The sequence below is a fragment of the Lentzea sp. NPDC054927 genome, assembly GCF_053610285.1.
The window spans coordinates 232627-256084 of record NZ_JBSGXZ010000001.1 but is presented as its reverse complement, the minus strand read 5'-3'; the positions used below and the strand labels follow the sequence as shown (position 1 = coordinate 256084).

The 23458-nt window shown below is 68.9% G+C and carries 28 protein-coding genes and 1 pseudogene; 15 read left to right on the top strand and 14 right to left on the bottom strand.

Annotation, left to right across the window (positions count from 1 at the left end; genetic code table 11):
• Nucleotides 1–10: 10 nt before the first annotated feature.
• Both ACWGE0_RS01275 and ACWGE0_RS01270 read left to right on the top strand, forming a co-directional pair.
• Entirely contained in the window at nt 11–514 is a 504-nt protein-coding gene (locus tag ACWGE0_RS01275) for a hypothetical protein (protein WP_452258874.1), read from the top strand.
• An 80-nt stretch (nt 515–594) separates the two neighbouring features.
• Complete coding sequence (locus ACWGE0_RS01270; protein WP_452258873.1) at nt 595–1494, top strand: pentapeptide repeat-containing protein; 900 nt, start codon at nt 595–597, stop codon at nt 1492–1494.
• A 2-nt stretch (nt 1495–1496) separates the two neighbouring features.
• On the opposite strand, the gene ACWGE0_RS01265 is transcribed toward ACWGE0_RS01270, so the two are convergent.
• Nucleotides 1497–1997 carry a CGNR zinc finger domain-containing protein gene (locus ACWGE0_RS01265; RefSeq protein ID WP_452258872.1) on the bottom strand — a complete coding sequence of 167 codons (501 nt, stop codon included), beginning with the start codon at nt 1995–1997 and terminating at the stop codon, nt 1497–1499.
• 26 nt (nt 1998–2023) lie between these two features.
• On the opposite strand from ACWGE0_RS01265, the gene ACWGE0_RS01260 reads away from it, so the two are divergent.
• Nucleotides 2024–2230, top strand: a complete 207-nt coding sequence (locus ACWGE0_RS01260) for a hypothetical protein (protein ID WP_319965480.1) — start codon at nt 2024–2026, stop codon at nt 2228–2230.
• Entirely contained in the window at nt 2217–2831 is a 615-nt protein-coding gene (locus tag ACWGE0_RS01255) for a TetR/AcrR family transcriptional regulator (RefSeq protein WP_452258871.1), read from the top strand. The genes ACWGE0_RS01260 and ACWGE0_RS01255 overlap by 14 nt, the downstream gene beginning before the upstream one ends.
• On the opposite strand, the gene ACWGE0_RS01250 is transcribed toward ACWGE0_RS01255, so the two are convergent.
• Both ACWGE0_RS01250 and ACWGE0_RS01245 read right to left on the bottom strand, forming a co-directional pair.
• Nucleotides 2785–3462: a hypothetical protein gene (locus tag ACWGE0_RS01250; protein ID WP_452258870.1), complete on the bottom strand. Its 678-nt coding sequence runs from the start codon at nt 3460–3462 to the stop codon at nt 2785–2787. The two genes, ACWGE0_RS01255 and ACWGE0_RS01250, sit on opposite strands and share 47 nt — an antisense overlap.
• Before the next feature lie 46 nt (nt 3463–3508).
• Nucleotides 3509–4207, bottom strand: a complete 699-nt coding sequence (locus tag ACWGE0_RS01245; protein ID WP_452258869.1) for an SDR family oxidoreductase — start codon at nt 4205–4207, stop codon at nt 3509–3511.
• Between the two features lie 48 nt (nt 4208–4255).
• On the opposite strand from ACWGE0_RS01245, the gene ACWGE0_RS01240 reads away from it, so the two are divergent.
• Entirely contained in the window at nt 4256–4843 is a 588-nt protein-coding gene (locus ACWGE0_RS01240) for a PadR family transcriptional regulator (protein WP_452258868.1), read from the top strand.
• Nucleotides 4840–5169, top strand: coding sequence for a hypothetical protein (locus ACWGE0_RS01235; protein WP_452258867.1), 330 nt, complete (start codon nt 4840–4842; stop codon nt 5167–5169). Before ACWGE0_RS01240 ends, ACWGE0_RS01235 begins: the two co-directional genes overlap by 4 nt.
• Here the strand turns inward: ACWGE0_RS01235 and ACWGE0_RS01230 are convergent.
• Nucleotides 5160–5531 (bottom strand): DoxX family protein, encoded by a 372-nt coding sequence (locus tag ACWGE0_RS01230; protein WP_452258866.1) that lies wholly within the window; start codon nt 5529–5531, stop codon nt 5160–5162. The genes ACWGE0_RS01235 and ACWGE0_RS01230 overlap by 10 nt on opposite strands.
• 110 nt (nt 5532–5641) lie before the next feature.
• On the opposite strand from ACWGE0_RS01230, the gene ACWGE0_RS01225 reads away from it, so the two are divergent.
• The 3 genes from ACWGE0_RS01225 (at nt 5642) to ACWGE0_RS01215 (ending at nt 7751) form a co-directional block, all read left to right on the top strand.
• A complete protein-coding gene (locus tag ACWGE0_RS01225) occupies nt 5642–6505 on the top strand; it encodes a sucrase ferredoxin (RefSeq protein WP_452258865.1) in 864 nt (287 codons plus the stop codon).
• A gap of 10 nt (nt 6506–6515) precedes the next feature.
• Nucleotides 6516–7037: an AAA family ATPase gene (locus tag ACWGE0_RS01220; protein WP_452258864.1), complete on the top strand. Its 522-nt coding sequence runs from the start codon at nt 6516–6518 to the stop codon at nt 7035–7037.
• 84 nt (nt 7038–7121) lie between these two features.
• Nucleotides 7122–7751, top strand: coding sequence for a class I SAM-dependent methyltransferase (locus ACWGE0_RS01215; RefSeq protein ID WP_452258863.1), 630 nt, complete (start codon nt 7122–7124; stop codon nt 7749–7751).
• Here ACWGE0_RS01215 and ACWGE0_RS01210 read toward each other — a convergent pair.
• The 5 genes and pseudogenes from ACWGE0_RS01210 to ACWGE0_RS01190 form a co-directional block, all read right to left on the bottom strand.
• Nucleotides 7748–8107: a VOC family protein gene (locus tag ACWGE0_RS01210; protein ID WP_452258862.1), complete on the bottom strand. Its 360-nt coding sequence runs from the start codon at nt 8105–8107 to the stop codon at nt 7748–7750. The genes ACWGE0_RS01215 and ACWGE0_RS01210 overlap by 4 nt on opposite strands.
• A gap of 9 nt (nt 8108–8116) precedes the next feature.
• On the bottom strand, nt 8117–9043 hold the full coding sequence (locus tag ACWGE0_RS01205) for an isopenicillin N synthase family dioxygenase (protein ID WP_452259321.1): 927 nt from the start codon (nt 9041–9043) through the stop codon (nt 8117–8119).
• Between the two features lie 72 nt (nt 9044–9115).
• Nucleotides 9116–9343: pseudogene (locus ACWGE0_RS01200) on the bottom strand (ZIP family zinc transporter); the annotation flags it as partial.
• A gap of 77 nt (nt 9344–9420) precedes the next feature.
• Nucleotides 9421–10620, bottom strand: a complete 1200-nt coding sequence (locus tag ACWGE0_RS01195; protein ID WP_452258861.1) for a flavin-containing monooxygenase — start codon at nt 10618–10620, stop codon at nt 9421–9423.
• A gap of 17 nt (nt 10621–10637) precedes the next feature.
• The gene (locus ACWGE0_RS01190) at nt 10638–11660 is read right to left on the bottom strand and encodes a methyltransferase (RefSeq protein WP_452258860.1); all 1023 of its coding nucleotides are present in this window, start codon (nt 11658–11660) and stop codon (nt 10638–10640) included.
• 88 nt (nt 11661–11748) lie between these two features.
• On the opposite strand from ACWGE0_RS01190, the gene ACWGE0_RS01185 reads away from it, so the two are divergent.
• Nucleotides 11749–12897, top strand: coding sequence for a LuxR C-terminal-related transcriptional regulator (locus tag ACWGE0_RS01185; protein ID WP_452258859.1), 1149 nt, complete (start codon nt 11749–11751; stop codon nt 12895–12897).
• An 83-nt stretch (nt 12898–12980) separates the two neighbouring features.
• Here the strand turns inward: ACWGE0_RS01185 and ACWGE0_RS01180 are convergent, their stop codons facing one another.
• Nucleotides 12981–14069 (bottom strand): epoxide hydrolase family protein, encoded by a 1089-nt coding sequence (locus ACWGE0_RS01180; protein WP_452258858.1) that lies wholly within the window; start codon nt 14067–14069, stop codon nt 12981–12983.
• Between the two features lie 52 nt (nt 14070–14121).
• Here ACWGE0_RS01180 and ACWGE0_RS01175 point away from each other — a divergent pair, with 52 nt between their 5' ends.
• Together ACWGE0_RS01175 and ACWGE0_RS01170 are read left to right on the top strand one after the other, a co-directional pair.
• Entirely contained in the window at nt 14122–15066 is a 945-nt protein-coding gene (locus tag ACWGE0_RS01175) for a helix-turn-helix transcriptional regulator (protein WP_452258857.1), read from the top strand.
• 2 nt (nt 15067–15068) lie between these two features.
• On the top strand, nt 15069–15335 hold the full coding sequence (locus ACWGE0_RS01170; protein WP_452258856.1) for a hypothetical protein: 267 nt from the start codon (nt 15069–15071) through the stop codon (nt 15333–15335).
• Here ACWGE0_RS01170 and ACWGE0_RS01165 read toward each other — a convergent pair.
• Nucleotides 15247–18198, bottom strand: coding sequence for an NACHT domain-containing protein (locus ACWGE0_RS01165; RefSeq protein WP_452258855.1), 2952 nt, complete (start codon nt 18196–18198; stop codon nt 15247–15249). The genes ACWGE0_RS01170 and ACWGE0_RS01165 overlap by 89 nt on opposite strands.
• A gap of 129 nt (nt 18199–18327) precedes the next feature.
• On the opposite strand from ACWGE0_RS01165, the gene ACWGE0_RS01160 reads away from it, so the two are divergent.
• Complete coding sequence (locus tag ACWGE0_RS01160; protein ID WP_452258854.1) at nt 18328–19197, top strand: SDR family NAD(P)-dependent oxidoreductase; 870 nt, start codon at nt 18328–18330, stop codon at nt 19195–19197.
• 9 nt (nt 19198–19206) lie between these two features.
• The gene (locus ACWGE0_RS01155) at nt 19207–19767 is read left to right on the top strand and encodes a TetR/AcrR family transcriptional regulator (RefSeq protein ID WP_452258853.1); all 561 of its coding nucleotides are present in this window, start codon (nt 19207–19209) and stop codon (nt 19765–19767) included.
• Here ACWGE0_RS01155 and ACWGE0_RS01150 read toward each other — a convergent pair.
• The 3 genes from ACWGE0_RS01150 to ACWGE0_RS01140 are packed head-to-tail and all read right to left on the bottom strand — an operon-like array spanning nt 19747 to nt 21897.
• Nucleotides 19747–20550, bottom strand: coding sequence for an LLM class flavin-dependent oxidoreductase (locus ACWGE0_RS01150; protein WP_452258852.1), 804 nt, complete (start codon nt 20548–20550; stop codon nt 19747–19749). The two genes, ACWGE0_RS01155 and ACWGE0_RS01150, sit on opposite strands and share 21 nt — an antisense overlap.
• Before the next feature lie 36 nt (nt 20551–20586).
• Nucleotides 20587–21387, bottom strand: coding sequence for an LLM class flavin-dependent oxidoreductase (locus ACWGE0_RS01145; RefSeq protein ID WP_452258851.1), 801 nt, complete (start codon nt 21385–21387; stop codon nt 20587–20589).
• Between the two features lie 15 nt (nt 21388–21402).
• Entirely contained in the window at nt 21403–21897 is a 495-nt protein-coding gene (locus ACWGE0_RS01140; protein ID WP_452258850.1) for a DinB family protein, read from the bottom strand.
• A 557-nt stretch (nt 21898–22454) separates the two neighbouring features.
• On the opposite strand from ACWGE0_RS01140, the gene ACWGE0_RS01135 reads away from it, so the two are divergent.
• Complete coding sequence (locus ACWGE0_RS01135; RefSeq protein WP_452258849.1) at nt 22455–23432, top strand: tyrosine-type recombinase/integrase; 978 nt, start codon at nt 22455–22457, stop codon at nt 23430–23432.
• The last annotated feature ends 26 nt before the right edge of the window (nt 23433–23458 follow it).

Here is a 23458-nt window from a genome sequence, read left to right as displayed (position 1 = left end):
AGTACCACGCATGAGAGTCCTCGCGACAGTCGCCGCCACCCTCGTCGCCCTGAGCACGCTGGTGGCACCGGCGCAGGCCGCCACGCCGATGTACCGCTACGAGATCATCAACCGCGCCAACAGCTGGCTGACCGCGAACAACGGGACCCGTGTGCCCTACTCCCAGGAACGCGAGTGGACCGACGGCTACCGCATGGACTGCTCCGGCTACGCGTCGATGGCCGCGAAGCTCGACAAGCCGGGCCCCAACACCGTCGGCCTGAACTCCTCGACCTGGACGTTCTCGATCTCGATGGCCGAGCTCAAGCGCGGCGACCTCGTCATCGACGCCATCGGCGACGGCGACAACCGCCACGTCGTGATCTTCGACCGGTGGACCGACACCAGCAGGACCCGCTACTTCGCCTACGAGCAGCGTGGCGACTGGGGCACCGACTACCGCTCCCGCACCTACGGCCTGGAGCCCTACTCCGACTACAAGGCGCGCAGGCTGCACAACGTCATCGACAAGTGACGGTCGGTGGGCCCGTCGTTGCCCGCGGCGTTGAACTCCACCACTGTCCGATGCAATGACCCAGGTCACATCATCGAGTCATGTCCCTTCTCTCGCGCTGGCTCACAGCGACCTCCTCTGTTCTGACCGTCGCGGCGGTGACGCTGGGCAGGCGTCGTCTGACCGTGCATCACGACGTCGAGGTCGTCGCGCCTCGCGCCGAGAAGCACACAGCGCTGGAGCACACACCGCTGGAGGACATCCGCCGCCGTCTCATGGCAGCGGAGGCCGACGCGCGGCTGGGCGGGCTGCGGGACTGGGTCGAGTACGGCGGGCGGTCGGCGCAGAACCGGCAACCGGCGCTCGACGTGCTGTGCGAGGCGCTGCGGGAGCTGCCGTGGCCCGGTACCGAGGTGGATCAGCGATGGCGGATGGTGCTGCAGGCGTCGCTGACCGCACACCTGCGTCCCGGGCCCGGGTTCTGGCTGGGCAGCGACGTCGACCTGCGCGACACCACGCTGGTGGACTTCGACCTGTCGGAATGTCGGCTGCGTGACGCCCGTTTCGCCGGGACGCGGTTTCTGGGTGACACGCGGTTCGACCAGACGACGTTCCTCGGCGAGTTCGACGCCGCCGGCGCGTTCTTCGGGCGGCACGTGCTGTTCACGCAGTCGGTGTTCGCCCGTGGCCTGGGTCTGCGGGACACGGCGGTGTGCGGCAACGGCGAGTTCTCCGGCATCCACGTCGCCGGGGCGGTGAGCCTGCGCGGTGCCCGGTTCTCCGGCCGCGCGGACTTCACCTGCGCCCGGTTCGGATCGGATCTGGACTGCTCAGGGGTGCGTTTCGGCGGGCGGGCGGTGTTCCGCCGCGCCTGGTTCGCCGGGTCGTCGTCGTTCGCGGGCGCGTGGTTCCGGGGCCGGGAGGACTTCGTGGACGCGGCGTTCGGGGGCGAGTCGTCGTTCGAGAACACCCGGTTCGGGCACCGCATTCACGCCGACTGATCTCATGCTGACTGGCGCTGCCTGTGGTTCGCCACGGCGACCCGGTTCGCGCACTTCGTGGAGCAGAACCGGCGGCGTCCGTTGCGGCTGGTGTCGACGAATACCGTGCCGCAGCCGTCGCGGCCGCATTTCCCGATGCGTTGCGGGTCCTCGCAGAACAGCGCGGCCATGCCCGCCGCCGTGTACGCCTTCACGCGCACGTCGGTCGGTGCGTCCTCACGGGCGTAGTGCAGGTGCGGCGCGCGTCCGTCGTGGGTGGAGATGTAGTGCGTGGTCGACGACTCGGCCAGCAGCTCGTTGAGCAGCTCCACCGTGGGGTTCTCGAAGACCTGCCGCAGCCGTTCGATCCAGTCTCGTACGTCACGTTCCTGCCGGGCGTCGAGCGAGCCCAGGGGCTTGTAGCCGGACGCTTTCAGCACGTCGAGCAGGTGCGCGCCGGTGTCGGCGTTGACCAGCGTCGCGGCGAGCTCGGCGGCCGCCCCGCCGTAAGGGTTGAAATGCACTAGACCATGACAGCACGCTGGTGGGCATGATCGCCACCTGCCCCGCGTGCTCCTGGTCCTGCACCGCCGCCGTGTCGTCGCACGGCTCGGTGTCCTACGTCAGATGTGTCTGCGGCCTGTTCCTGGTCGTGGAACGCGGAGTGGTCACCGCGACCGCCGGGACCAGCACGTTCGCCCCGATTCACCACGGCTGTGGTGATCTTGCTAGTGTCCCGGACCGTGAGCCGTCGTGATCTTCTGTGCGACACCGCGATCCAGATCCTCGCGGTGGAAGGCGGCAGGGGACTGACCCACCGCGCGATCGACCGCGAGGCCGGTGTCCCCATCGGCACGACCAAGAACTACTTCCCGACGCGGGAGGCGATCCTCGAGGCCTCCGCGGCGCGCATGACGTCGTTGCACCGCGCGGCCGTCGACCGCCTGCGCGAGACCACCCCGGCCGACATCAGCGCCTCGGACGTGGCCGAGCTCTACCCGGCCCTGCTGCGCCGCGCGGTCGCCGACGATCCGACGCAGATGCTCGCGATGGTCGAGCTGTACCTGGAGGCCGTGCGCCGTCCCGGGGTGCGGGCGGCGTTGTCCGGGATGGTGCTGGCCAACGCCGAGGCGGCCGCGGCGTTGCAGCAGGCGGCGGGCCTGCCGTCCACGGTGCGCGACACCGGGTTGCTGGACGCGTACTTCCTGGGCGTGGCGATCTCGCTGCTGGCGCTGCCGACGGAGACGCTCGAGACCGTCGGCCTGGACGACCCGTACGCGCTGGGGATCGGCGTGTTCTCCGCGACCGTGCCTAGCGCCGGCCGGTCACCAGAACAGAGATCAGCAGAATCAGGCTGATCACGGCCGGTACCACGCACGCGACCGCGAGCATGGCCAGCCCGAACTGGTCGCCACCGTCCGGCGTGCTCGGAACCGTGAAGAACGCCCAGGTCGCGACCCCGCCGCCGACGAGCGTGATGGAGCCCAGGATCGTCGCCGCGCGCGCTTTGTGCTTCTTGCGCACCGGCTCGTTGGCGGCGTCCAGGCAGTGGGTGCCCAGTGCGCCGATGATCTCCCGGCTGTTCTCGGTGAGGCCGTTGAAGTGCAGCAGATTGCCGTCGGCGAACCGGATCGTGCAGTCGAGGTCGGAGCCGGTGTAGGAGTGCTCGCCGCGTTCGGCGACGTCGATGGCCCGCACCTGGTCCCACGTCCAGCTGCGCCTGACGCCGCCCAGGACGTGCGCGATGCCATCGTCGTAGAGCTCGATCAGCTCGGGCGTGCGGGCTTTGCGCAGCAGGACCACCGATGCCGGGGCGGCGAGCAGGAACGGGAAGGCGGCGAAGATCAGCGCGTACTGGGCGCCGCCGAGGTCGATCACGAACATCAGCACCAGCAGCAGGGCGCTGGCCAGGGCCACGACGAGCGACACGCGGCCCAGGACGCGTCTTCGATCGGTGGCGACGGGATGAGTGCTGCGCAATTGACCCATTGGATCAACCTACCTACCGGGTCTGACACTCCGGCGCGGTTCGCCGTCAGGTCCCGCCGGTGATCCGCAGGATCGCGCCGGTCGCGTAGGAGGCCTCGTCCGACAGCAGCCACGCGATGGCGTTCGCGATCTCCTCGGCCTCGCCCGCCCTGCCCATCGGCACGCGCCCTGCGACCTTGTCCGGCCGGTCGGGCTGGCCGGAGAGCTGGTGGATGTCGGTGCGGATCGTGCCGGGCTGCACGCAGTTGACCCGGATGCCGCGCGGCGCGAGTTCCTTGGCCAGGCCGATCGTCATCGCGTCGACCGCGGCTTTGGTGGCGGCGTAGTGGACGTACTCGCCGGGACTGCCCAGGGTCGCCGCGCCCGACGACACGTTCACGATCGAGCCCCCGGTCATCCGGCGTGAGGCTTCGCGGGCGACGAAGAAAGCGCCGATCACGTTCACGTCGACCACGCGGCGCAGGTCCTCGGTGCGCAGGTCGGCGAGCGGGCCGGACGGCGAGGTGATGCCGGCGTTGTTGACCACGCCGGTGATGTCGTCGCCGGCGGCGTCGAACAGGCGGGCCACGTCGTTCTCGTCGGCGGTGTCGGCCCGCACCGCCAGCACGCCGAGTTCCTTCTCCAGCAGGCGCGCCTCGTCGGCGGCCTGGCGGTAGCTGATCACGACCCGGTGCCCGTCCCTCACGAGCCTGCGTGCGGTCGCGGCACCGATACCCCGGCTTCCCCCGGTGATCACCGTTGTCATGCCGTCCACACTACCCTTATATTCGGTGCCGAGTATTTGGGAGCGGATATGTCGTTCAAGCGCACGAACCCCCTGGCCCTCGCGGTGCTGGCGTTGCTGTCGGAGCGGGCGATGCACCCCTACGAGATGGCGCAGACCATGCGGGAGCGGCATCAGGAGGAGGTGATCAAGCTCAACTACGGGTCGCTCTACACCGTCGTGGAGTCGCTGCAGAAGCACGAGCTGATCACCGCGAGCGCCACGCAGAAGGCGGGCAACCGGCCTGAGCGGACGGTCTACGCGGTCACCGACGCGGGCACGGAGGAGCTGCACGACTGGTTGCGCGAGCTGATCGCGGTGCCGGCCAAGGAGTACCCGCGGTTCGAGGCGGGGATCTCGCTGGTCGGGCTGCTGCACCCGGTCGAGGCGGTGACCGTCGTCGAGCAGCGTGAACAGGCCGTGGGGGAGCAGATCATCGCGCTGGCGACGTTGATCGAGCAGCTCAAGACGATGGGGCTGCCGCAGCTCGCGTGGATCGAACTCGACTACCGGATGGCCATGCTGCGCGCCGAACGCTCGTGGCTCACCTGGTTCGCCGCCGCCACCCGCAAAGGCACCGTCGGCGGCTACGACTACTGGGAGGGGAAGCACCGATGAGACTGCTGTTCGAAGTGCGGGGTGTGGTGCGGGCGCCGTTGGAGGACGTGCGCGAGCGCATGTTCCGCGACGCCGGTGAGTCCGGGTCGCATCGGCTCGTCGACCGCGAGCAGGGCGTGATCGCCTACTGGGGTGACTGGTGGTACCGCGGCGAGGACACGCTGCAGGCCCATCCCGAGGGCGCGCTGGTCGTGCACCGCGTCTACAACATCGCCAAGCAGGGCAACTGGGCCCCGTACCTGGCGAACAAGCTGTTCATCGGCTACCGCGCCCGGCTCGAGGCCGGGATGCGCCAGCGGGTCGCGCAACTGGAGTCTCAGAGCTGACCGAAGCGGACCACGGCGACGAACACCGCCAGCGCGCACAGCACGAGGTTGATCGGCACCGTGCCGCCCTCGCCGCGCCGCACGTGGGTGATCGCGGCGCCCACCTGCACCAGCGCGAGCCCCAGCGCCGCGATCGGGGTGAGGATCGGCGCGACGCCGGTCAGCCACGGCAGCACCAGGCCGAGAGCGCCCGCGACCTCCACCGCGCCGATGCCCTTGACCTGGCCCTCGGTGAAGTCCGAGACCCACGACATCCGCGGCTCGGCGAGCAGGGCCTGTTTCGACTTGGCCAGCTTGGTGAAGCCCGCCATCAGGTACAGGGCCGCCAGCACGCCGGACACGATCCACGCGGCGAGGTTCATGTACGAAACCTAGCCGGTGGCTCAGTGCGGGAACCACTGATGTTCAAGCTCACAGAGATGAGGTAAGGGTGTCCTTATTCCTCACCCGATCGGCCGTATAGAGTGTGCAGATGAGGTGCTCGATACTCTCCGATTTCGCGGGAGAACCGCTGGCCGGCACGGCCGCGACCGCGACGGCGTGGCTGTGTCTGGAGCAGCCGGGCCCGTGGGGCCGCGACGCCATCGTGGAGAGCCACCTCGACCCCGAACTCGGCGCCGAACTGCAGCGCCGCGCGGCCGGCACCGGCGTGCGCATCCTGCTGATCCGCCGCCCCGGCAAGCACGCCGACGACCACCTGCCCGCGACGCGGCGCCTGTACCTGGCCTCGGCAAAGCCCGGCGCGTCCTGGCTCGAACAAGCCGACCTGGCCTCCCCTGAGGAAGCACTCGAACTCGACTTCGAGGCCCTCGGCGCGGGCCGCTCGACCGCGTTCGGCACCCCGGTCCACGAGCCCCTGCTGCTGGTCTGCACCAACAGCAAACGCGACGTCTGCTGCGCGCTGTACGGCCGCCCGATCGCCACCGCGCTGAACCTCTGGGAGTGCACCCACACCGGCGGCCACCGCTTCGCCCCCACCGGCGTCCTGCTGCCCACCGGTCACCTGTACGGACGACTCGACCACCAGTTGGCCGAGCGCGTCGTCACCGAGGGCATCGTCGCCGACAGCTGCCGCGGCCGTTCCTGCTTCACCCCACGGGGTCAAGTGGCCGAAGTGGCCGTCCGCCACCAGATCGGCGAGACCCGCGACGTCCTGACCGTCGTGGCCGAAACCCCGGACTCCGCCACCGTCCGCCACACCGACGGCCGCGAATGGCGCGTCACCCTGACCGAACAACCCGTGCCCCCGCGCCCGGCCAGCTGCGGCAAGTCCCCGGACATCGCGATCGCCCTGGTCGCCACCGCCATCGACGAACTGGCGAAGGTCTGTCGATAACCTCGGCCCGGTGCCCAGACTGATCCACCTCAACGGCCCCACCGGTGTCGGCAAGTCCACCATCGCCGCCCGCTACGCCGCCGACCACCCGAAAACCCTCAACCTCGACGCCGACGAGATCGTGCGACTGGTCGGCGGCTGGCAGGACGACTTCTTCGGCACCGTCGACCTGGTCCGCCCGCTGGCCCTGACCATGGCGGCCACCCACCTGGCCTCGGGCAACGACGTGGTGATGCCCCAACTGATCGCCCGCCACGACGAACGGGACCGCTTCGCCGAAGTGGCGCGATCCGCAGGCGCGGACTACCTGGAGTTCGTGCTCCTCGCCCCGGCGGAAGTCGCCGTGGGACGCTTCCGGCGGCGTTCTCACCACATCGACGGGACGGTGGAGGCGTTGGGCGGCGCGGCGATGATCCACCGGATCTGCGACCAGTTCGCCGGGTACGTGACGCCGGAGTCGGTGGTGATCGAGACCGGTGAGGCCGACGCCGGCCAGACCTACAAGGCACTGGTGGCCGCACTGGGTGGGTGACGGGGTTCGCGCCCGAACCCTGCGCGAACCTACGGCCTTTCGCCTCTGCGACCCCCGGCGCCGCTGCCCCTAAGCTTCTCCGTCATGTCCGCGCCCACACTGAGCCAGTTCGTGCTCGCCAACACGGCTCTCACGCCGGTGCCGCTGGTGCCCGAGGTCGTCCTGCACAGCGCGGCCGAGGCGATGGACCTGTGGGAGCTGACCCATCACGATCAGCCGCCGTTCTGGGCGTTCCCGTGGGCCGGCGGTCAGGCGTTGGCGCGGCACCTGCTCGACCATCCCGGGCTGGTGCGGGACAAGAAGGTGTTCGACCTGGCGTCCGGCAGTGGGCTGGTCGCGATCGCCGCGGCGCTGGCCGGCGCGGACTGGGTGACGGCCAACGACATCGATCCGTTGTCGCTGGCCGCCGTGGAGCTCAACGCCGCCGCGAACGACGTCACGGTCATGACGCTGCCCGGTGATCAGCTCGACAGCGACGCCCACGGGGCCGATGTCGTGCTGGCGGGCGACGTGTTCTACGACGCGGAGATCACCGCGTTGATGCTGCCGTTCCTCACCAGGGCCGCGGCGCGGGGTGCGCTGGTGCTGCTCGGCGATCCGGACCGCGCGCATCTGCCCCGCGACCGGTTCCGGGCGCAGGGCCGTTACGACGTGCCGGTGCCGCTGACCCTGGAGAGCACGGAGACTCGGTCCGCGACCGTGTGGGCGATCTAGATCGTGACCAGGCAGAACGGGTGACCGGCCGGGTCTGCGTACACGCGGAAGCCGATCGGTTTGTCCGAGCCGTCGAGCAGGGTCGCGCCCAGGGCCAGCACCTGCGGTTCGGCCACGTCGAGGTCGGTGACCACGATGTCGAGGTGGATCTGCTGTGGGTGCTCCTGGCCGGGCCACTGTGGTGGCGTGTAGTCGTCGACGCGCTGGAACGACACGCGGCCGCGTGAGGTCGCCAGGGTCGTCCACTCGCTGTCGGAGTCGGTGATCTCGCCGCCGACGACCTGCCGGTAGAACTCGGCGAGCGCGTCCGGGTCCGGGCAGTCGATCACCACGTCGTAGAGCTCACCGATCGCCACAACTTCCCCCTACTGTCCGATCGAGATGGCTTCGAGCTTGGCTCGCAGGTACTCGCCGCCGCCGACCTCCGGGTAGCGGCCGTCCAGCGACACGATCCGCGCGTCGGTGTCAGTGTTGTAGAAGAAGATCAGCGACACCAAATCCTCGTCGGGTGCGCTGGCGTCCGGGGGCAGTACGCGGTGCGGGGTGGAGCGCCAGCGGTCGGACACCCAGCGGGCCATGAGGTCGCCGATGTTGACGGTGAAGGCGGCCGGGTCGAACGGCGCGTCCTCCCACGTGCCGTCGATGGTGCGGACCTGCAGGCCGCCGACGCCGTGCTGGCGGTCCAGGATCGTCACGGTGCCGAAGTCGGTGTGCTCGCCGATGCGGAACTGGCCCGGTCGCGCGGGTCCGACCTGCCGCAACGGCGGGTAGTGGTTGACGTTGAGCGTGTACGACGGCCGGCGCGTGCAGCGGGTGAAGAGATCCTCGGGTGAGCCGAGCGCGACGGCGAAGATCGTCAGCAGCTCGTCGCACAGCGCCCGCATGCGGCGCACGTACTCCGTCACGGCGGGTTCGAGCGCCGGTACCTCGGCGGGGAAGACGTTCGGGCGGAAGAAGAACGCGTCTCCTTCAGGGTCGTCGGAGCCGAACGCCAGCGTCTCCTTCAGGTCCGCGGGCGCCATACCGCCAGAGGCCCGGCCGGTGGCCTGTTCGTCGGGCGGCAGCCAGCCCCGCCCACCGGTCCGCACCGCGTACGCCGACTTCTCCGCGACCGGCAGCGCGAAGAACGAGCGGGTCAGCTCACGCACGTGGGAGCGCAGCGCGTCCGGGACGCCATGCCCGGTGATGAGCAGGAACCCCGACTCCCGCAGCGCCGCGTCGACCCGCGCCGCCACCTCGGCACGCCGCGTGCCGTCGAACCACCCGGACAAGTCCACCAGCGGAACACCCATGGCTGCACTCCTACCGCCACCGGCCCGGCCGCACCAGGTCAACCAGCCCAACCGTTCCACCACGAAGGCCGTCAGGAACCCGGCCGAGGTGGCGAGCAGCCCGCCGTTCTTCTCGGCCTCGTCCATCAGCTCGAACGCCGCCGCGGCGGTCAGCACGCCCGCGCCGAACGCCATCACGACGGCGACGACGTCTCGGGGCACGCGCAGGAACCAGGCGACGAGCGCGCCCAGCACGAGCGCACCGCCGCCTGCCAACCCCCACAGCCCAGCCTCAACCCATCTTCGTGTGCCTGTCTCCACAGGAATGGGGAAGAACCTGCGCTCGGTTCACCCCGATTCCCTCGGGGACGGCCTTCGACCTGCGGGACCGCGGATGCCTACGCTACGACGTCCGTGTCGTTGCAACGCTCCTGATCCGCTCGGATTGGGTCGTGACGGTGGTCGCTCCCGTTCCGCAGTTCCCTGGCGATCGCCTTGGCCGCGCGGCGGGCCTGCTTGGCGGCGAATCCGATCTGCGACGGTCTGGGCACGAACCCGATGAAGCGCAGGCCGTCGGCGGCGGGGTGGTGGCCGGTGGCCTTGGGTCGATCTCGCTCGTCGAGCACGCCGAGGTGCCCGACCAGCTGTGCCAGGCCTCGCCGGAACCCGGTCGCGCAGATGATGGCGTCCGGGTTGATTTGTGCATCGTCGGCCAGCGTCACGCCCTGCGCGTCGAGGGTCTTGACCCCGCGCACGATGTCGATGGACTTGTGCCGAATCGCCGTGATGACGTCCTTGTCGACGATCGCGGGGGCCACGCCGAGCCGCGCGCTGCGCGCGAAGATGCCTTCTGCGGGCACCGGTAGCCCGAATTCGCTCAGGTCACCGATGTCCATCCGGCGGCCGAAACGAGCGATCGCGTCGGCGATCCGGATCGGGGCGTGGTAGAGCGGTGTCGCGATGAAGTCGCCCGCTATGCCCCCAGGGCCTTGGCGAAGCATGATGTTCGGCGCCGTGCGAACCGCGAGCCACGCTTTGGCTGCGCCGCCGGTGGCCAGGTCGTAGGCGATCTCCATGCCGGAACAGCCCGCTCCGACCACCAGGACCCGTCTGCCGATGTACGGCAACGGATTCCGGTAACGCGAAGAGTGAACCAGGTCACCGGGCCACATGTCGCGCCCTGGCCATTCGGGGATGAAGGGCTCGTGATCGTAGCCGGTCGCGATCACCACTTCGGCGGCGTCGACCACGCCGGTGGAGGTGGTCAGCCGCCAGCGTCCGTCTGCTCGGTCGAGCCGCCCTACCGTGCAGCCCAGGCGCAGTTCGATGCCGTCCTCGTGCGCGTGTCGCTCGAGGTGGTCGATCACCTGGTCCCGGGTGGGGAAGGTTGGTGTTCCCTTGGGGTAGGGGCGGTTCGGCAGGTGCGAGAACTGCCTGCCGGTGTTGAGGCGCAGCCGTTCGTAGCGATTGCGCCACGACCAGCCGACCCGGTCGGCCCGGTCGATGAGCAGGGACTGGATGCCGCGATCGGCGAGGGCTACGGCCGTCGAGACGCCGGAGGTGCCTGCGCCGATGATCGCGACCTGGTACGAGGTCATGGCGATCGCTCCTTTGCTCACGCGGATTCGGCGACGATGACGCTCATCGCTGCGGCCAGCGGCCGATGAGCGAGGTAACGCCAGCCGGTGTCGTGCAGCCAGGCGGTGGCTTCCTCGGCGCTGTAGACGTCGCCGTCGTTGACGTGGATCGCGAACTCGCCTGCCATGAGCGCGGCGGGGAGCGGCTGGGTGTGGGTCGAGTCGGTCCAGAAGTCGGCGAGCATCAGGCGGGTGCCGGGTTCGGCCGCGGCCCGGATCCGGTGCAGGATCGAGCGGTTCGTCTCGGGCGTGAAGTAGTGCAGCAGGTTGGCGAGCAGGAAGGCGGAGAACCCCCGCGGCAGGTCGTCGACGAGGATGTCGCCGACGTGGACGTCGACGCGGTCGGCATGGGCCGTTGTGCGCAGGTGCTCGCGGGCGACGCGGGCGACGTCGGCGAGTTCGAGCACCGTGGCGGTCAGCGTCGGGTCGGCAGCCGCCAGTGCGATCGACCAGGAACCGGTGCCGCCGCCGACGTCCAGCACCCGGCTGCCGACGGGCAGCCCGGCCGCCTCGGGCAGGGCGTGGCAGGCGGCGGCGGTGGCGGCCGCGATGCCTGCCGACATGACCGGTACCAGCTCGTCACCGATTTCGAAGATCTCGCGGGCGGGCCGGCCGCGGCCCAGCGCCCCGGCGAGGTCGTCCCAGGCCGGGTAACTGAGCCGGTCCCAGAACGTGAGCAGGGGTCGCAGGTCGGCCGGCGTCGTCCCGGACAGGTAGGTGGCCGCCACCGGGCAGTTCGCGTAGCGGTCGCCGTGCCGCTCCAGCAGGCCGAGCGCGACCATGGCGTCGGCACTGATGCGTGCCGTGCGCCGGGTGAGTCCGGTGCGGGCGGCGAGTCCGGCCAGGTCCACCGGCCCCTCGCCGAGGGCTTCGAACACACCGAGCGCGCTCGCCGCGAACAGGTGCTTGCTGGCCATGAAGCCCTGCGCGATCTCGAAGATCCGATCGGGCGTCACGACGTCGTGGGCTGCCCCAGACAGGGCTTCATGCGTGGTAGTCATGCACTCAGCCTGCGAACTGGCGGGCCGCGGCCGCCATCCCATGATTCTGGGGGTGCCGTCGCAGACCACGGCCGCCGTACTCTCAGGTATGAGCGCAGCGTTGGTGCCGAGAGTCCGCGAGGACATCGAGCGGTTGCGCGCCCGCGAACTGGGCTGGGTGGACTACAGCGCCGCCGTCGCCGATGTGCTCGCGCCCCTCATCCCGTTCGATGCCTGGTGCTGCCACACGGTCGACCCCGGCACGATCCTGTTCACCGGCAGCGTCAACCACAACGTCGGCTGCTCCGGATCATGGCTGGCTCATCACGAGTACGTCATCGAGGACGTCAACAAGTGGTCCTTCCTCGCTCGCACAGGCCGGATCGCCGGGGCCACCAGCATCGACACCCACGGCGAACTCTCCCGCTCCCCCCGGCACCGCTCTCAGGAGACCTTCGGTTTCGGCGACGAACTGCGCGTGTCGTTAGTGGTCGACGGCATCTACTGGGGAGCGGCAGCGCTCCTGCGCTACGCCGGCCAACCATGGTTCACCGAGGCCGACGTGCGGACACTGGCCACGCTGGCACCCGCGATCGGCGCCGGCCTGCGCAGGAGCATGCTCGCGCCAGTCATGCGGCCGGGCGCGCCGGTGGACTACGGCCCGGGGGTTGTCGTCTTCGACGAGCACGGCGAGCCCGAGTCCATCTCCGCAGCGGCGCAATGCTGGATCGGCGAGCTGATCGAGGAACCGCCACCGAGCACGCCGAGCGAGTCGAAAACAGTGCAGGCCATCGCCGCCCGCGCCCGCGCCATCGCGCCCGGCACCGACCCGCTCGAACTCACTGCCCGCGCCAGGGTCCGCACCCGCTCCGGTGCCTGGCTGCTGCTCTACGGCACTCGGCTCGCCGGTGACACCGACGGACGAACGGCCGTGATCATCCATCCCGCCACGCCTCAGGACGTCGCGCCGGTCATCGCCCTCTCCTACGGCCTGACAGAGCGGGAGTGCCATGTGGCCATGCAATGCGTCCAGGGGCGGGTCACCAAGGAGATCGCCCGGGCACTGTCCCTCTCGCCCTACACCGTGCAGGACCACCTCAAGTCGATCTTCGACAAGACCGGTGTGCGCAGCCGCGGCGAACTGGTCGGACAGATCTTCCTCGACCACTACGCCACCCGATGGGAAACCCCGGCAACCACAGCCCCTGGGCTGCTCGTGCACGCCATCACTCCCGACGGCCGCCCTGCCGCTCCATGAGCAGCCGTCGAAGATCAGACATTCACCGAACCCGTCGGTCCCGGATGGACAGACATCCTTGATCAGATCGGGCTTTGGCGCAGTCAGCTGAACATCTTGTCGAAGAACGCCTTCAGATCACCGGCCAGCAGCTCCGGCGAGTCGTGCCCGGAGTAGTGACCGCCGCTGGCGAACTCCGACCAGTGCACCAGGTTGTGGTGATCGCGCTCGGCGAAGCGGCGGATGGTCTGGAAGTCGTCGGCGAAGATCGCGACCCCCATCGGGAACGTCGTCGGCTCGGTCGGCGGGTCCTCGCGGTGCGCGTCCTCGAAGTACAGCCGCGCCGAGGAGCCAGCGGTGGCGGTGAACCAGTAGATCGACACGTTGGCCAGCAGGAAGTCCTTCGTGACGGCCGGCTCGCCCATCAGCTGCATCGTCCAGGCGAGCTGGCCGACGGGGGAGTCCGCGAGCGCGAACGCGACGTTCTGCGGCCGCGCCTGCTGCAGCTTCGCGTAGCCGGACATGTTCTCCCAGAAGTCCTGCAGCACCCCGAGCCGCCGGTAGTCGTCCTCGGTCAGGCCCTCCATCTCCGCCGGGTCACCCGAGGGGAACGAGAAGATCTGCGTGACGTGCACGCCGACCAGGTGTTCCGGGTCCACCCGCCCGACCTCCGGCGCGATGATCGACCCGGCGTCGTTGCCGTGCACCCCGTACCGCTCGTAGCCCAGCCGCGCCATCAACTCGGCGAACGCCCGTGCGATGCGCCCGGAGTGCCAGCCGGTCTGCGTGGTCGGCCCGGAGAACCCGAAACCGGGGATCGACGGGATCACCAGGTGGAAGTCGCGCAGGTGCTCGATGACGCCGGCGAACTCCATGATCGACCCGGGCCAGCCGTGGATCAGCAGCAACGGCAACGCGTCCGGGTTGGCGCTGCGCACGTGCAGGAAGTGCACGTCCGTGCCGTCGATCTCGGTGATGAACTGCGGGAAGGAGTTGAGCTCGCGTTCCACGGCCCGCCAGTCGAAGTCCTCGGCCCAGTAGCGCGCCATCTCCTGGACGTCCGCCACGTCGTCGCCATACCGCGCACCGGCTCCCGGCACCTGGTCCGTCCACCGCGTCCGCGCCAAACGGAGCCGCAGCTCGTCGACGTCGGCCTCGTCGATTGCGATGTGGAATTCCCTGATCTCCGTCATAACCCAAGGCTAGAAGTACTTGCGGCCAGCCTCTGTCCTAAAGTCTGGGGTCATGTTGGAAACCTCGGCGCGACTGCTGCGCCTGCTCGCCCTGCTGCAGTCCCGCCGCGACTGGCAAGGCAGCGAACTCGCCGACGAGCTCCAGATCAGCCCGCGCACCGTCCGCCGCGACGTCGACCGCCTGCGCGAACTCGGCTACCCGGTCAACGCCACCACCGGCAGCTTCGGCGGCTACCGCCTCGGCGCCGGCGCCGAACTGCCCCCGCTGCTGCTCGACGACAACGAAGCCGTCGCCGTCGCGGCCGCCCTGCGCACCAACGCCGTCACCGGCCTGGAAGAAGTCTCCCTGCGCGCTCTGCTCAAACTGGAGCAGGTCCTGCCGTCCCGGCTGCGCCACCGCGTCTCAGCCCTGCAACACGTCGAATCAGTGCCACGAGACTCCGTCGCCCCCGCCCTGGACCCGGAACTGCTCTCCACCCTGGCCGCCGCCTGCCGCGACAGCGACACCCTCCGCTTCGACTACAGCTCCCACGACGGCACCCCGACCCGCCGCCGCGTCGAACCCCACCGCCTGGTCAACTGGGGTCGCCGCTGGTACCTGGTCGCCTGGGACTGCGACAAGGCCGACTGGCGCAGCTTCCGCGTAGACCGCATCACCCCGCCCCAACCACCGTTCGGCCCGCGCTTCACACCCCGCGACTTCGACGCCACCACCTACGTCGCCTCCAGCAGCAGCGCCGCCGCCTGGCGCGTCCAGGCCCGCATCCTCGTCCACGCCCCAGCCGACGCGGTGGCCGCCAGGATCAGCCCGGCGGTCGGCACCGTCGAGGCCGTGGACGACGTCTCGTGCGTGCTCGTGACGGGCGCCGACTCCGTGGAAACCATGGCCGTGTGGATCGGCATGCTCGGCCACGACTTCGAAGTCACCTCACCACCAGAACTCGTGGCACACGTTCGCACCCTTGCGGCCCGCTACGCCCGCGCCGTACAAGACTGAGCATGGCCATCACCGGACGGGACATCGAGCGACTGCTCTACACCGAAACGCCCGACCCGATCCTGGTCGTGCACAACGGCACAACCGAGATCGTCGCCGCAGTTGATCTGGGCGGCTACACCGGCGCGGTGGTGGTGTGCTCCCGGTCGGAGATCCAGCGGCAGGTGGGGGAGCGCGACCTCAGCGAGGACGATCTGTCGGCGATGGCTGACGCTCTGGCGGCGGCCATTCAAGACCCAACTCGGCAGCGGCCGCTGTGGCCCGCTTGAACAGATCAGGCCTTCGCTGAAGCACGTCCCGCAACTCGACAGTGGTCAACAGCGAGGTCAGGTCCCGCACCTCGGGCACCAGCTCGAACCGGAATCCCCGCTCGTGCAGCCGCAGCCAGGCGTCCAACTGCACCTCACGGTCCGCTGTTCCGGACACGTTGTAGGTCGCTCTGATGATTGCCACATCGTCACCACCGAGACCCAGCCTGGCGTCGGCCTCCCTGAGAACGATCTCGCCGCGCGCGCCTGCCTGGGCGAGGCGCCGGATTGCGGGCGCGACTCGTTCAAGGGGCGTCGCCGTCAACGCGATCAGGGCGGCGGTCACTTCCATGCTGTGCTGCGACGCCAGAGGCATCAATGCGTCTCGCAGCGTCATCGCGCCAGGGTCAAGCATGACGTCTGGTTGTGACAGCGCCAGCCATTCCGGACGCACGTCCTGTGTCCGGAATGGCTGGCGCCGGCTCAGTACGAAGTCACGATCAAAGTCCACATCGACCCAGAAGTACCGCACGACACTCGTCCACTCGCCAGGCGAAAGCCGTGACTTCCAGAACAGCGCTTCCCGATGCCACCCGTCCGCGTCCGTTCGCAGGTCCGGGCCGTAGACGTTGTCCTTCAGCACCACCGCGAGCGCTGCCAGGTTCACCGAGTACTTCGCGTCCCGGGCCGAGTCCGTCAGCGCGACCGGCTCGTACTCGCCCCGTGACAGTCGCCGCTCACCCCGTGCGGCGAACAACCGCGTGACGAGGTCGAACAACCCGTCTTTGCTGGACTTCTGCGCGAACTCACGCAAGAAGTCCAGCAACGGTTTGCTGCTGGTCAGCGCCATGAATGACAGCAGGGAGTAGAGCTCCGTGTCGTCCACTGTGGACTTGCGTCGCGATCGCGCCGCGTCCTCACGCTGGAGAACGAGCAGCCGTTCCCACACGAACCGCGCCACCAGGTACTCGCCGAACGTGGCGTGCAGGAACTCGTAGGTCCGCAGCTTGGTGTTGTCCTCGCGCACCGCCTCGGTCTTCTGCACGAAGAAGAAGCGCCCCAGCACCGTTTCGCCAGCGGAGAGGGGAGTGCGGGTCCCCACCCGTCGATCAGGGGAGTCGACGTCGAGCAGCTGTGCGAGATCGGACGTCACCTGATGCTCGGCGACCCACTGCGCGCCCCGGTTGAACATCCCGAGTGCCACGACCGACAACCGTTCCAGCTCGAACTCCACGTCCGCCGCCAAATCGGCGGCTGACCGATCAGCGTGGTCCTTGGTCACCTCACGCCGCGCGAACCGCTCGAGCAGCCGTTCGTACAGCTGCCCCCGGCTCATGCTGAGGTGATCACGCTGGAACGAGCTGTCGACCGCGTCGTACAACGCCAGCATCAACAACAACAGCGGCTGCGACGCCAGATCCGGATACAGCAGCACGGTTTCGGCGGGCAACGGGCGGTTGACCGCGTTCCACACGTCCAGCCAAGCGCGCACCTGGTCCTCGGAGAACGGCAGCAGTCGAACCACCTGAGTGCCCGGCGGCAACTCAAGACCGGCACACACGCTCAACCGGCTCGTCACGACGAACACCGCCGGCCTGCCCATGTCCTCGAGCCGCTGCTGGAACTCGGCGATCACCGTCAGATAGCGCGTCTGGCTCACGCCGGTGGCCTGCAGCAGTTCGTCGAAGCCGTCCAGCACCACCAGCGGCAGCGCGCCACCGGTCGTGCGGGAGAACTCGGCCCAGCTCACCTGTTCCTGCAGCAACGTGCGCAGCCCGTGCTCGATCTGCTGCTTCAGATCGGCGTCGGCTGGAGTGCTGCGCAACTCGACTCGCACCACGGCGAAGTCGGACGCGGGCAATCGCGCCGCCAACATCTCCGTCAGCACCGACTTGCCCGAACCCGGATCACCCAGCACCAGCAGGGGAGCCGACAACGCTGCCGGAGACGTCAGATAGCCCACCAGGTAGGCGTAGAGGTCGTCGCGCACGGCCACGTCGTCCCACCACGCCAGCAGCGACGGCGCTCCGGTGCGCTCGGTGCCGATGACCACCTGGAACCGCGGATCGACGTAGGCGTCGGCCAGGCTCGGGATCTGGACGCCGTCAGGCACTTCGGTCGACTTCACCAGCGGTCGTCGCAACGCACCCCGGTACGCGCCGGCCAGTTCAGCCATCCGCATCTCAGGGACCAGGTCGGTCGTGGTCTCACGCAGTGCATCCTCCAGGCGCGCCAACGCTGATCGCGTCGAACGGGCATCGTGGATCGCGCACCAGAACCTGACCTCGGGATACTCGGCCGCGAGTTCACCGAGCAGCTCCTCGTACCGTTCGAGCGCCCGAGCCGGCGCGGCGACCCTGGCCGCGTCCTGCACGCGATCGCGTTCGGTTTCGTCGAGCTCGTCCCAGGACGCCAGATTCGTCAGCGCCTCGAACAAGACGGCGCCAAGGCTTACGTAGACCTCCCTGATCCTGGACAGGTTCTCTTCGTGCGGCCGCCCGACCGACGGCAACGGCAGATTGAGATCCCACGGGCTGTACTGGGCGACGAGGTCGCGGTTCCGGGTGGACAGCTTCACGCCGACCCGTTGTTCCTCGAAGGCCTCGAAGAACGCCGTCATCACCAGCACGGCGTGGGCGGCGTGCAGTTGCTGGGTGCGGGTGTAGCGGCTGACCTTGCGGCGCTTCTGCGACACCTTGGAGATCAGCTCGTTGCTGAGCTTGATGAAGTCCGGCTTGGCGTCGAACAGGTCCAGCACCTGCCACAGCCCCAACGAGCCCGCGAGCAGCGCGCCGTTCAGCAGCTTGTCCATGGCGGCGACGGTCGGGTGCTCGCGGCCGCCGAGGATCTTCACGGCCTCGTTGTAGCTGTAGGTCTTTCGCACCCGAAGTGTCTACCTCACGACTGGGCCGATCAGCCGGAGAACAACACCACAAGCATGAAACGGATAGTCGATCCGGATGTGTGCTAGCTTCGGAAGGGTAAGTGGATGGGCTATCCGGATGGAGGAGTCATGGTGCGTAGGGCAGTGGTCACGGCGGGGACCGGAGGCATTGGGCTGGAGACGGCCCTCGGGCTCACCAAGGCCGGGTACGCGGTCACGGTGGTCGGGCGCAACGCCGAGCGTGGCGCTCGGGCCGTCGAGAGGATCAACGCCGGGGGAGGGGAGCCCGCACGGTTCCTGCAGGCCGACCTCGCCTCGCTCGACGAGGTGCGGGCGCTGGCCGAGCGGATCGCGGCAGAGGGCGAGGTGGACGTGCTGGTCAACAACGTCGGTGCGATGTTCGCGGACCGCACGGAGCTTGGCGGGGTGGAGGCGTCGTTCGTCGTCAACCACCTCTCGCCGTACCTGCTGACAGAGCTGTTGCTGCCGCAGCTGCACAGGGTCGTGAACGTGACGTCCGGGTCCGTGATGGTGGCCAAGAAGGTGTTCGACGAGGTCGAGCCGCCCGGTGGCTACTACGGCTTCCACTGGTACGGGCGCGCCAAGCTCGCGAACCTCGCCTACACGCTCGACCTCGCCCGGCGGACGAAGGGGAGTGGCGTCGCGGTGTTCGCGGCCGACCCCGGCGGCGCGGCCACCGACATGACCGACGGCAGCACGCGCAAGCCCCAGATCGTGTCACCAGGGCTGCGGCTGCTGTGGCCGTTGGTGCGACGCGCGTTCGAACGCGCCACCTCCGGGCCCGCATCGGTCGCCGCGCGGCCCTCGATCATCGCCGCCATCGACGAGACCCTGCCCACCGGCACCGTTGTCGGACGCCGCGGGGTGCCCGTCACGCCGATTCGAGCTGCCAGGGACCCGCGTGTCGTCGAAAACGTGCGCAGGCTCAGCGAGAGGCACGCGCCACTCGTCCCGGTTGCGGATGGGGTATCCAATTAAGCTGGGCACATGACGCCGCTGCGGAAGGACGCCGCCCGCAACTGGGACCGCATCATCACCGTCGCCAGGGAACTCGTCGACGAAGGCACCCCGCTGCAGCTCAACGACGTCGCCCGCCGCGCAGGACTGGGCGTCGGCACGGTCTACCGGCACTTCCCGACCACCGAAGCGCTCCTCGAGACCGTCGCCACGCCCTGCCTCGAAGCACTCGCCGCCCACGGCGACAAAGCACTCCAGGACGACGACGCCTGGCACGCCTTCTCCGACTTCCTCACCCGGCTCGTCGAAGCCCAGGTCAGCGACCCCTCACTCGCCAAAGTCGCCGCCACCACCGCGGACACCCTGCCGCGCACCACCGAACTCAAGCAGCAGGTCATCGCACAAGGCACCGAACTGCTCGCCCGCGCCCGCACCGCCGGAGCCGTACGACCCGACCTCGCCGACGGCGACCTCGTCCCACTCATGTGCGGCGTCGCCTACGCCACCTACGTCCACAGCGACACCCCGGCCGACCGGCTCCCCACCGCCCGCCGCTACCTCGACACCCTGCTACGAGGCCTGAGCGCCTGAAGGCGGACCAGCCGCCACGAACGCCCGCAGCTCCTCCACCTCCAGAGCGCCGCCATCGGTGAACATCCACGTCACCCCAGCGGCCTCGTACTCCGCCACCTCCTCCGGCAACACGCCACCACCCCACAACGCCACATCACCATCCGCCGGACCACCCGACGCCACGAAGTCAGCCTTCATCCGCGCGGCATCACCGGGGGAGAGGACCACCAGACCCTCAGCCCCGAACGTCGCCGGAACCACGCCGGCAGCCTGCGACGCGGCACGGAACGGAACCTCACGCGGCCAGTTCCCGCCCACCCAGATCGGCACGTCCACCGGCTCGAAGCGCACCCCGTACACGTCGAAGAGGTCACCGTGATGCTCGACGACCTCGCCAGACAACAACCCCCGCAGCAGCGCAACACCCTCGGACATCGCCTCGGCGCGCGACACCCGTTCGCCGAAGGGGGAGAAGTCCTGCGGCACACCCGCACCCACCCCCAACACCAACCGGCCACCCGACAACCGCTGCAACGTCGACGCCTCCAACGCCAACTTCCACGGCCGACGCCGCCCCAACGACGTCACCATCGGCCCCAACATGATCGACGACGTCCGCGCCGCCACCGCACCTAACGCCACCCAGACGTCAGCCACCACCGACTCACCCGGCTGCACGACGTGATCCCACAGGAAGAACCCGTCCCACCCCGCCGCCTCAGCCTCGACAGCGAGCGACACCAGCACCGACGGGTCACCGAGCGACGAACCGTAGTTGGGCACATAGATCGCAAATCGCATGCCCCAAGTGTGGCAAGCACCCCCGACAAGATCGTTCTAACGCGGCGGACCAGCGGAAATGTACGAACGCAGCTCCCGCAGCGACGCCTTCCACCCGTCCAGCAACAACCACGTCGCCCCCGCGTCCGCGTACTCCGACACCTCCGCCGCCGACGGCCGCGCCCCACCACCCCAAATCGCCAGATCCCCGTCCACCGGCCCACCCGCCGCGACGAAATCAGCCTTCATCCGCGCCGCCTGCTCAGCAGACGCCACCGCGAACCCACCCGAACCGTCCTGAATGATCGGAAACAACCCCGACGCGTACGACGCCGCCAAGAACGGCACCTTCCGCGGCCAGATCCCCGACGTCCACACCGGCACCTCCACCGGCGCGAACCGCACCCCGGACACGTCGAACGTCGAGCCGTGATGCTCAACAGGCTCACCCGACAACAACTTCTGCACCAACTCCACACCCTCGGTCATCCGAGCCGCCCGCGACCGCGCATCCACAGCCTCACCGAACGACGCGAAGTCCCGCGGCACACCCATCCCCACCCCGAGCACCAACCGCCCACCCGACAACCGCTGCAACGTCGACGCCTCCAACGCCAGCTTCCACGGCCGCCGCCGGGGGACAGGCGTGATCATCGGCCCCAGCACGATCGACGACGTCCGCACCGCCACCGCACCCAACGTCACCCACGGATCAGCGACCAACGGCTCCGCCACCACGTGGTCCCACATGAAAAACCCGTCCCAACCCGCCGCCTCCGCCTCAACGGCCAGAGAACACAACACCGCCGGATCGCCATAGGTCTCGCCATAACAAGGCACGTAGATCGCAAAACGCATGCGGGGGAGTCTGCCTCACGGCCCAACACCCGTCGCGCCATCGATCTGCTCCCGCACGATGTCCGCATGCCCCGCATGACGAGCCGTCTCCGTCAACACGTGCACCAACACGTTGAACAACATCACGTCCGGACGCGGCCACCACGGCACATGACCAGGGGAGTCCACCGCAAGAGCACCGATCGTCGTGTCCGAATGCACCCACGCACGCCGATAACGCGCCACGATCTCCTCACGCGTCTCACCCTCAGCCGCCCGCATGTCCAACCCACGCGCCGCCAGGTCATCCCACCGCGGCAACGGCTCCGGGAACGGCCGGCCGAACACCTCACCGAAGTAGCGCGACTCCGTCAACGTCAGGTGCTTCACCAAACCCAGCAGGTTCGTCCCGCTGGCGGTGAGCGGACGACGGATGTCGGCATCGGACAGACCGTCCAGCTTCCACAGCATCGCTTCACGCAGCTCACGCAGATCGCTGTGCAGGTACGCCTTCGCGAAATCGTCGATCATGACTCAGAAGCCTGCCACGCCGGCCTGTATCGCCACGGTGACGGAAGTGACGGAAGCCCCGCAAGTGCGTCACGCGTCCCAGACGGGCCCGCCGCGACACGGCGCCGCCGCGACAACGACCTCCGGTGCGAGCTCGACGAACCACGGCACGCACTCCACGAACCGACGCCAGTCAGACCCGGCCGAGAAGCACACCAGGAGGGGCCCTCCAGGCGCCCAGATCCACTTTACTTGACATAATGTAGATTATCGGCGAAACGGCGACCTGCGAAGATCGTCTCAGAAGGGGCTGAAACGCCCGTGTTGGCGCGTCTGCAAGCGTCAGCCAACGGGCAGGCCGGCTGCGCTTGCAGACGCCACAACATCCGAACCTCGGCGATGTCGGAGCGCGGTCGACACCGACGTGTCGTCAGTGAGACGTACGTAGCGGCGGCTCATTACGCTCACGATCCCCGACAAGTGACGCCACCTGGTCCAGCGCCCGGCGAACTCGGGCGAAACGGACATTTCATGCATAATCGCCATTATCCAGCACGGATCACGGAATTGTCGGTGGTGTGCGGTACAAGATCCATATGCACGTGCTCGCCGCTCAGGACGCCTTCTTCCTCGCTCGCCGGACTCGCAAGGACTCGCCGCACACAACCGCGGCCTACCAGCGCGATCTCTCCGGCGTGAACACGCTCCTGGCCGAGACACTCCTCTCCCCCGTCGAGGATCTCGTCGTCCAGGACCTGACCGGCGCCAACCTCCGCAACGCTTTCGGGTTGTTCGCGGACACCCACGCCAAGAGCTCCGTGCTGCGGGCCTGGTCGACGTGGAACCAGTTCCTGACGTTCTGTGTGGCCGAGGACCTCATCGCCGGCAACCCGATGGGTGCCGTCGCCCGTCCCAAGACTCCTCCGCTCGTTCCCAAGCCGCTGCGGGGTGAGGACACGCCCGAACAGTTGCTCACGGCGGCCGCGGAGGGCGCGCGGAAGGGTCGCGATCCCTGGCCTGAACGCGACGTGCTGGTCATCGCGCTGGGGCTGGTCGCGGGTCTGCGGAGTGCGGAGATGCGTCTCCTCACGCTGGCGAGCATCGTCGGGCGGGAGGGTGACCAGAGGTTGCACGTGAAGGGCAAGGGCAACCGGGACAGGTCCGTCCCGATCGAGCCGCCGATGGAACGGATCGTCGACGCTTACCTCAAGAGCTGCAAGCAGCGTTTCCCGCAGGGCCGGTTCGACCGGGAGAGCGCGCTGCTGAGGGATCGGCACGGTGAGCCGATCGGCCGGGGTGGGCTGGAGTACCTGGTCAAGTCGTGTTTCCGGTGGGCGGGGTTGAACGACAGGGTGCCGACGGGGGCGAATCTGCACGCTTTGCGGCACACGTTCGCGACGAGGCTTGCCGAGGACGGGGCGTCGGCGAGCGAGATCATGGCGTTGCTTGGGCATGCGAGTTTGGCGACGAGTCAGAACTACATCGAGGCGACGGCGCGGGAGCGGAGGGCGGCGGTGGCGAGCAACAGGACGTATCGGGCGCTCAGGGACATCTAGCCCGGCTCTACTGCGGTAGGGCACTC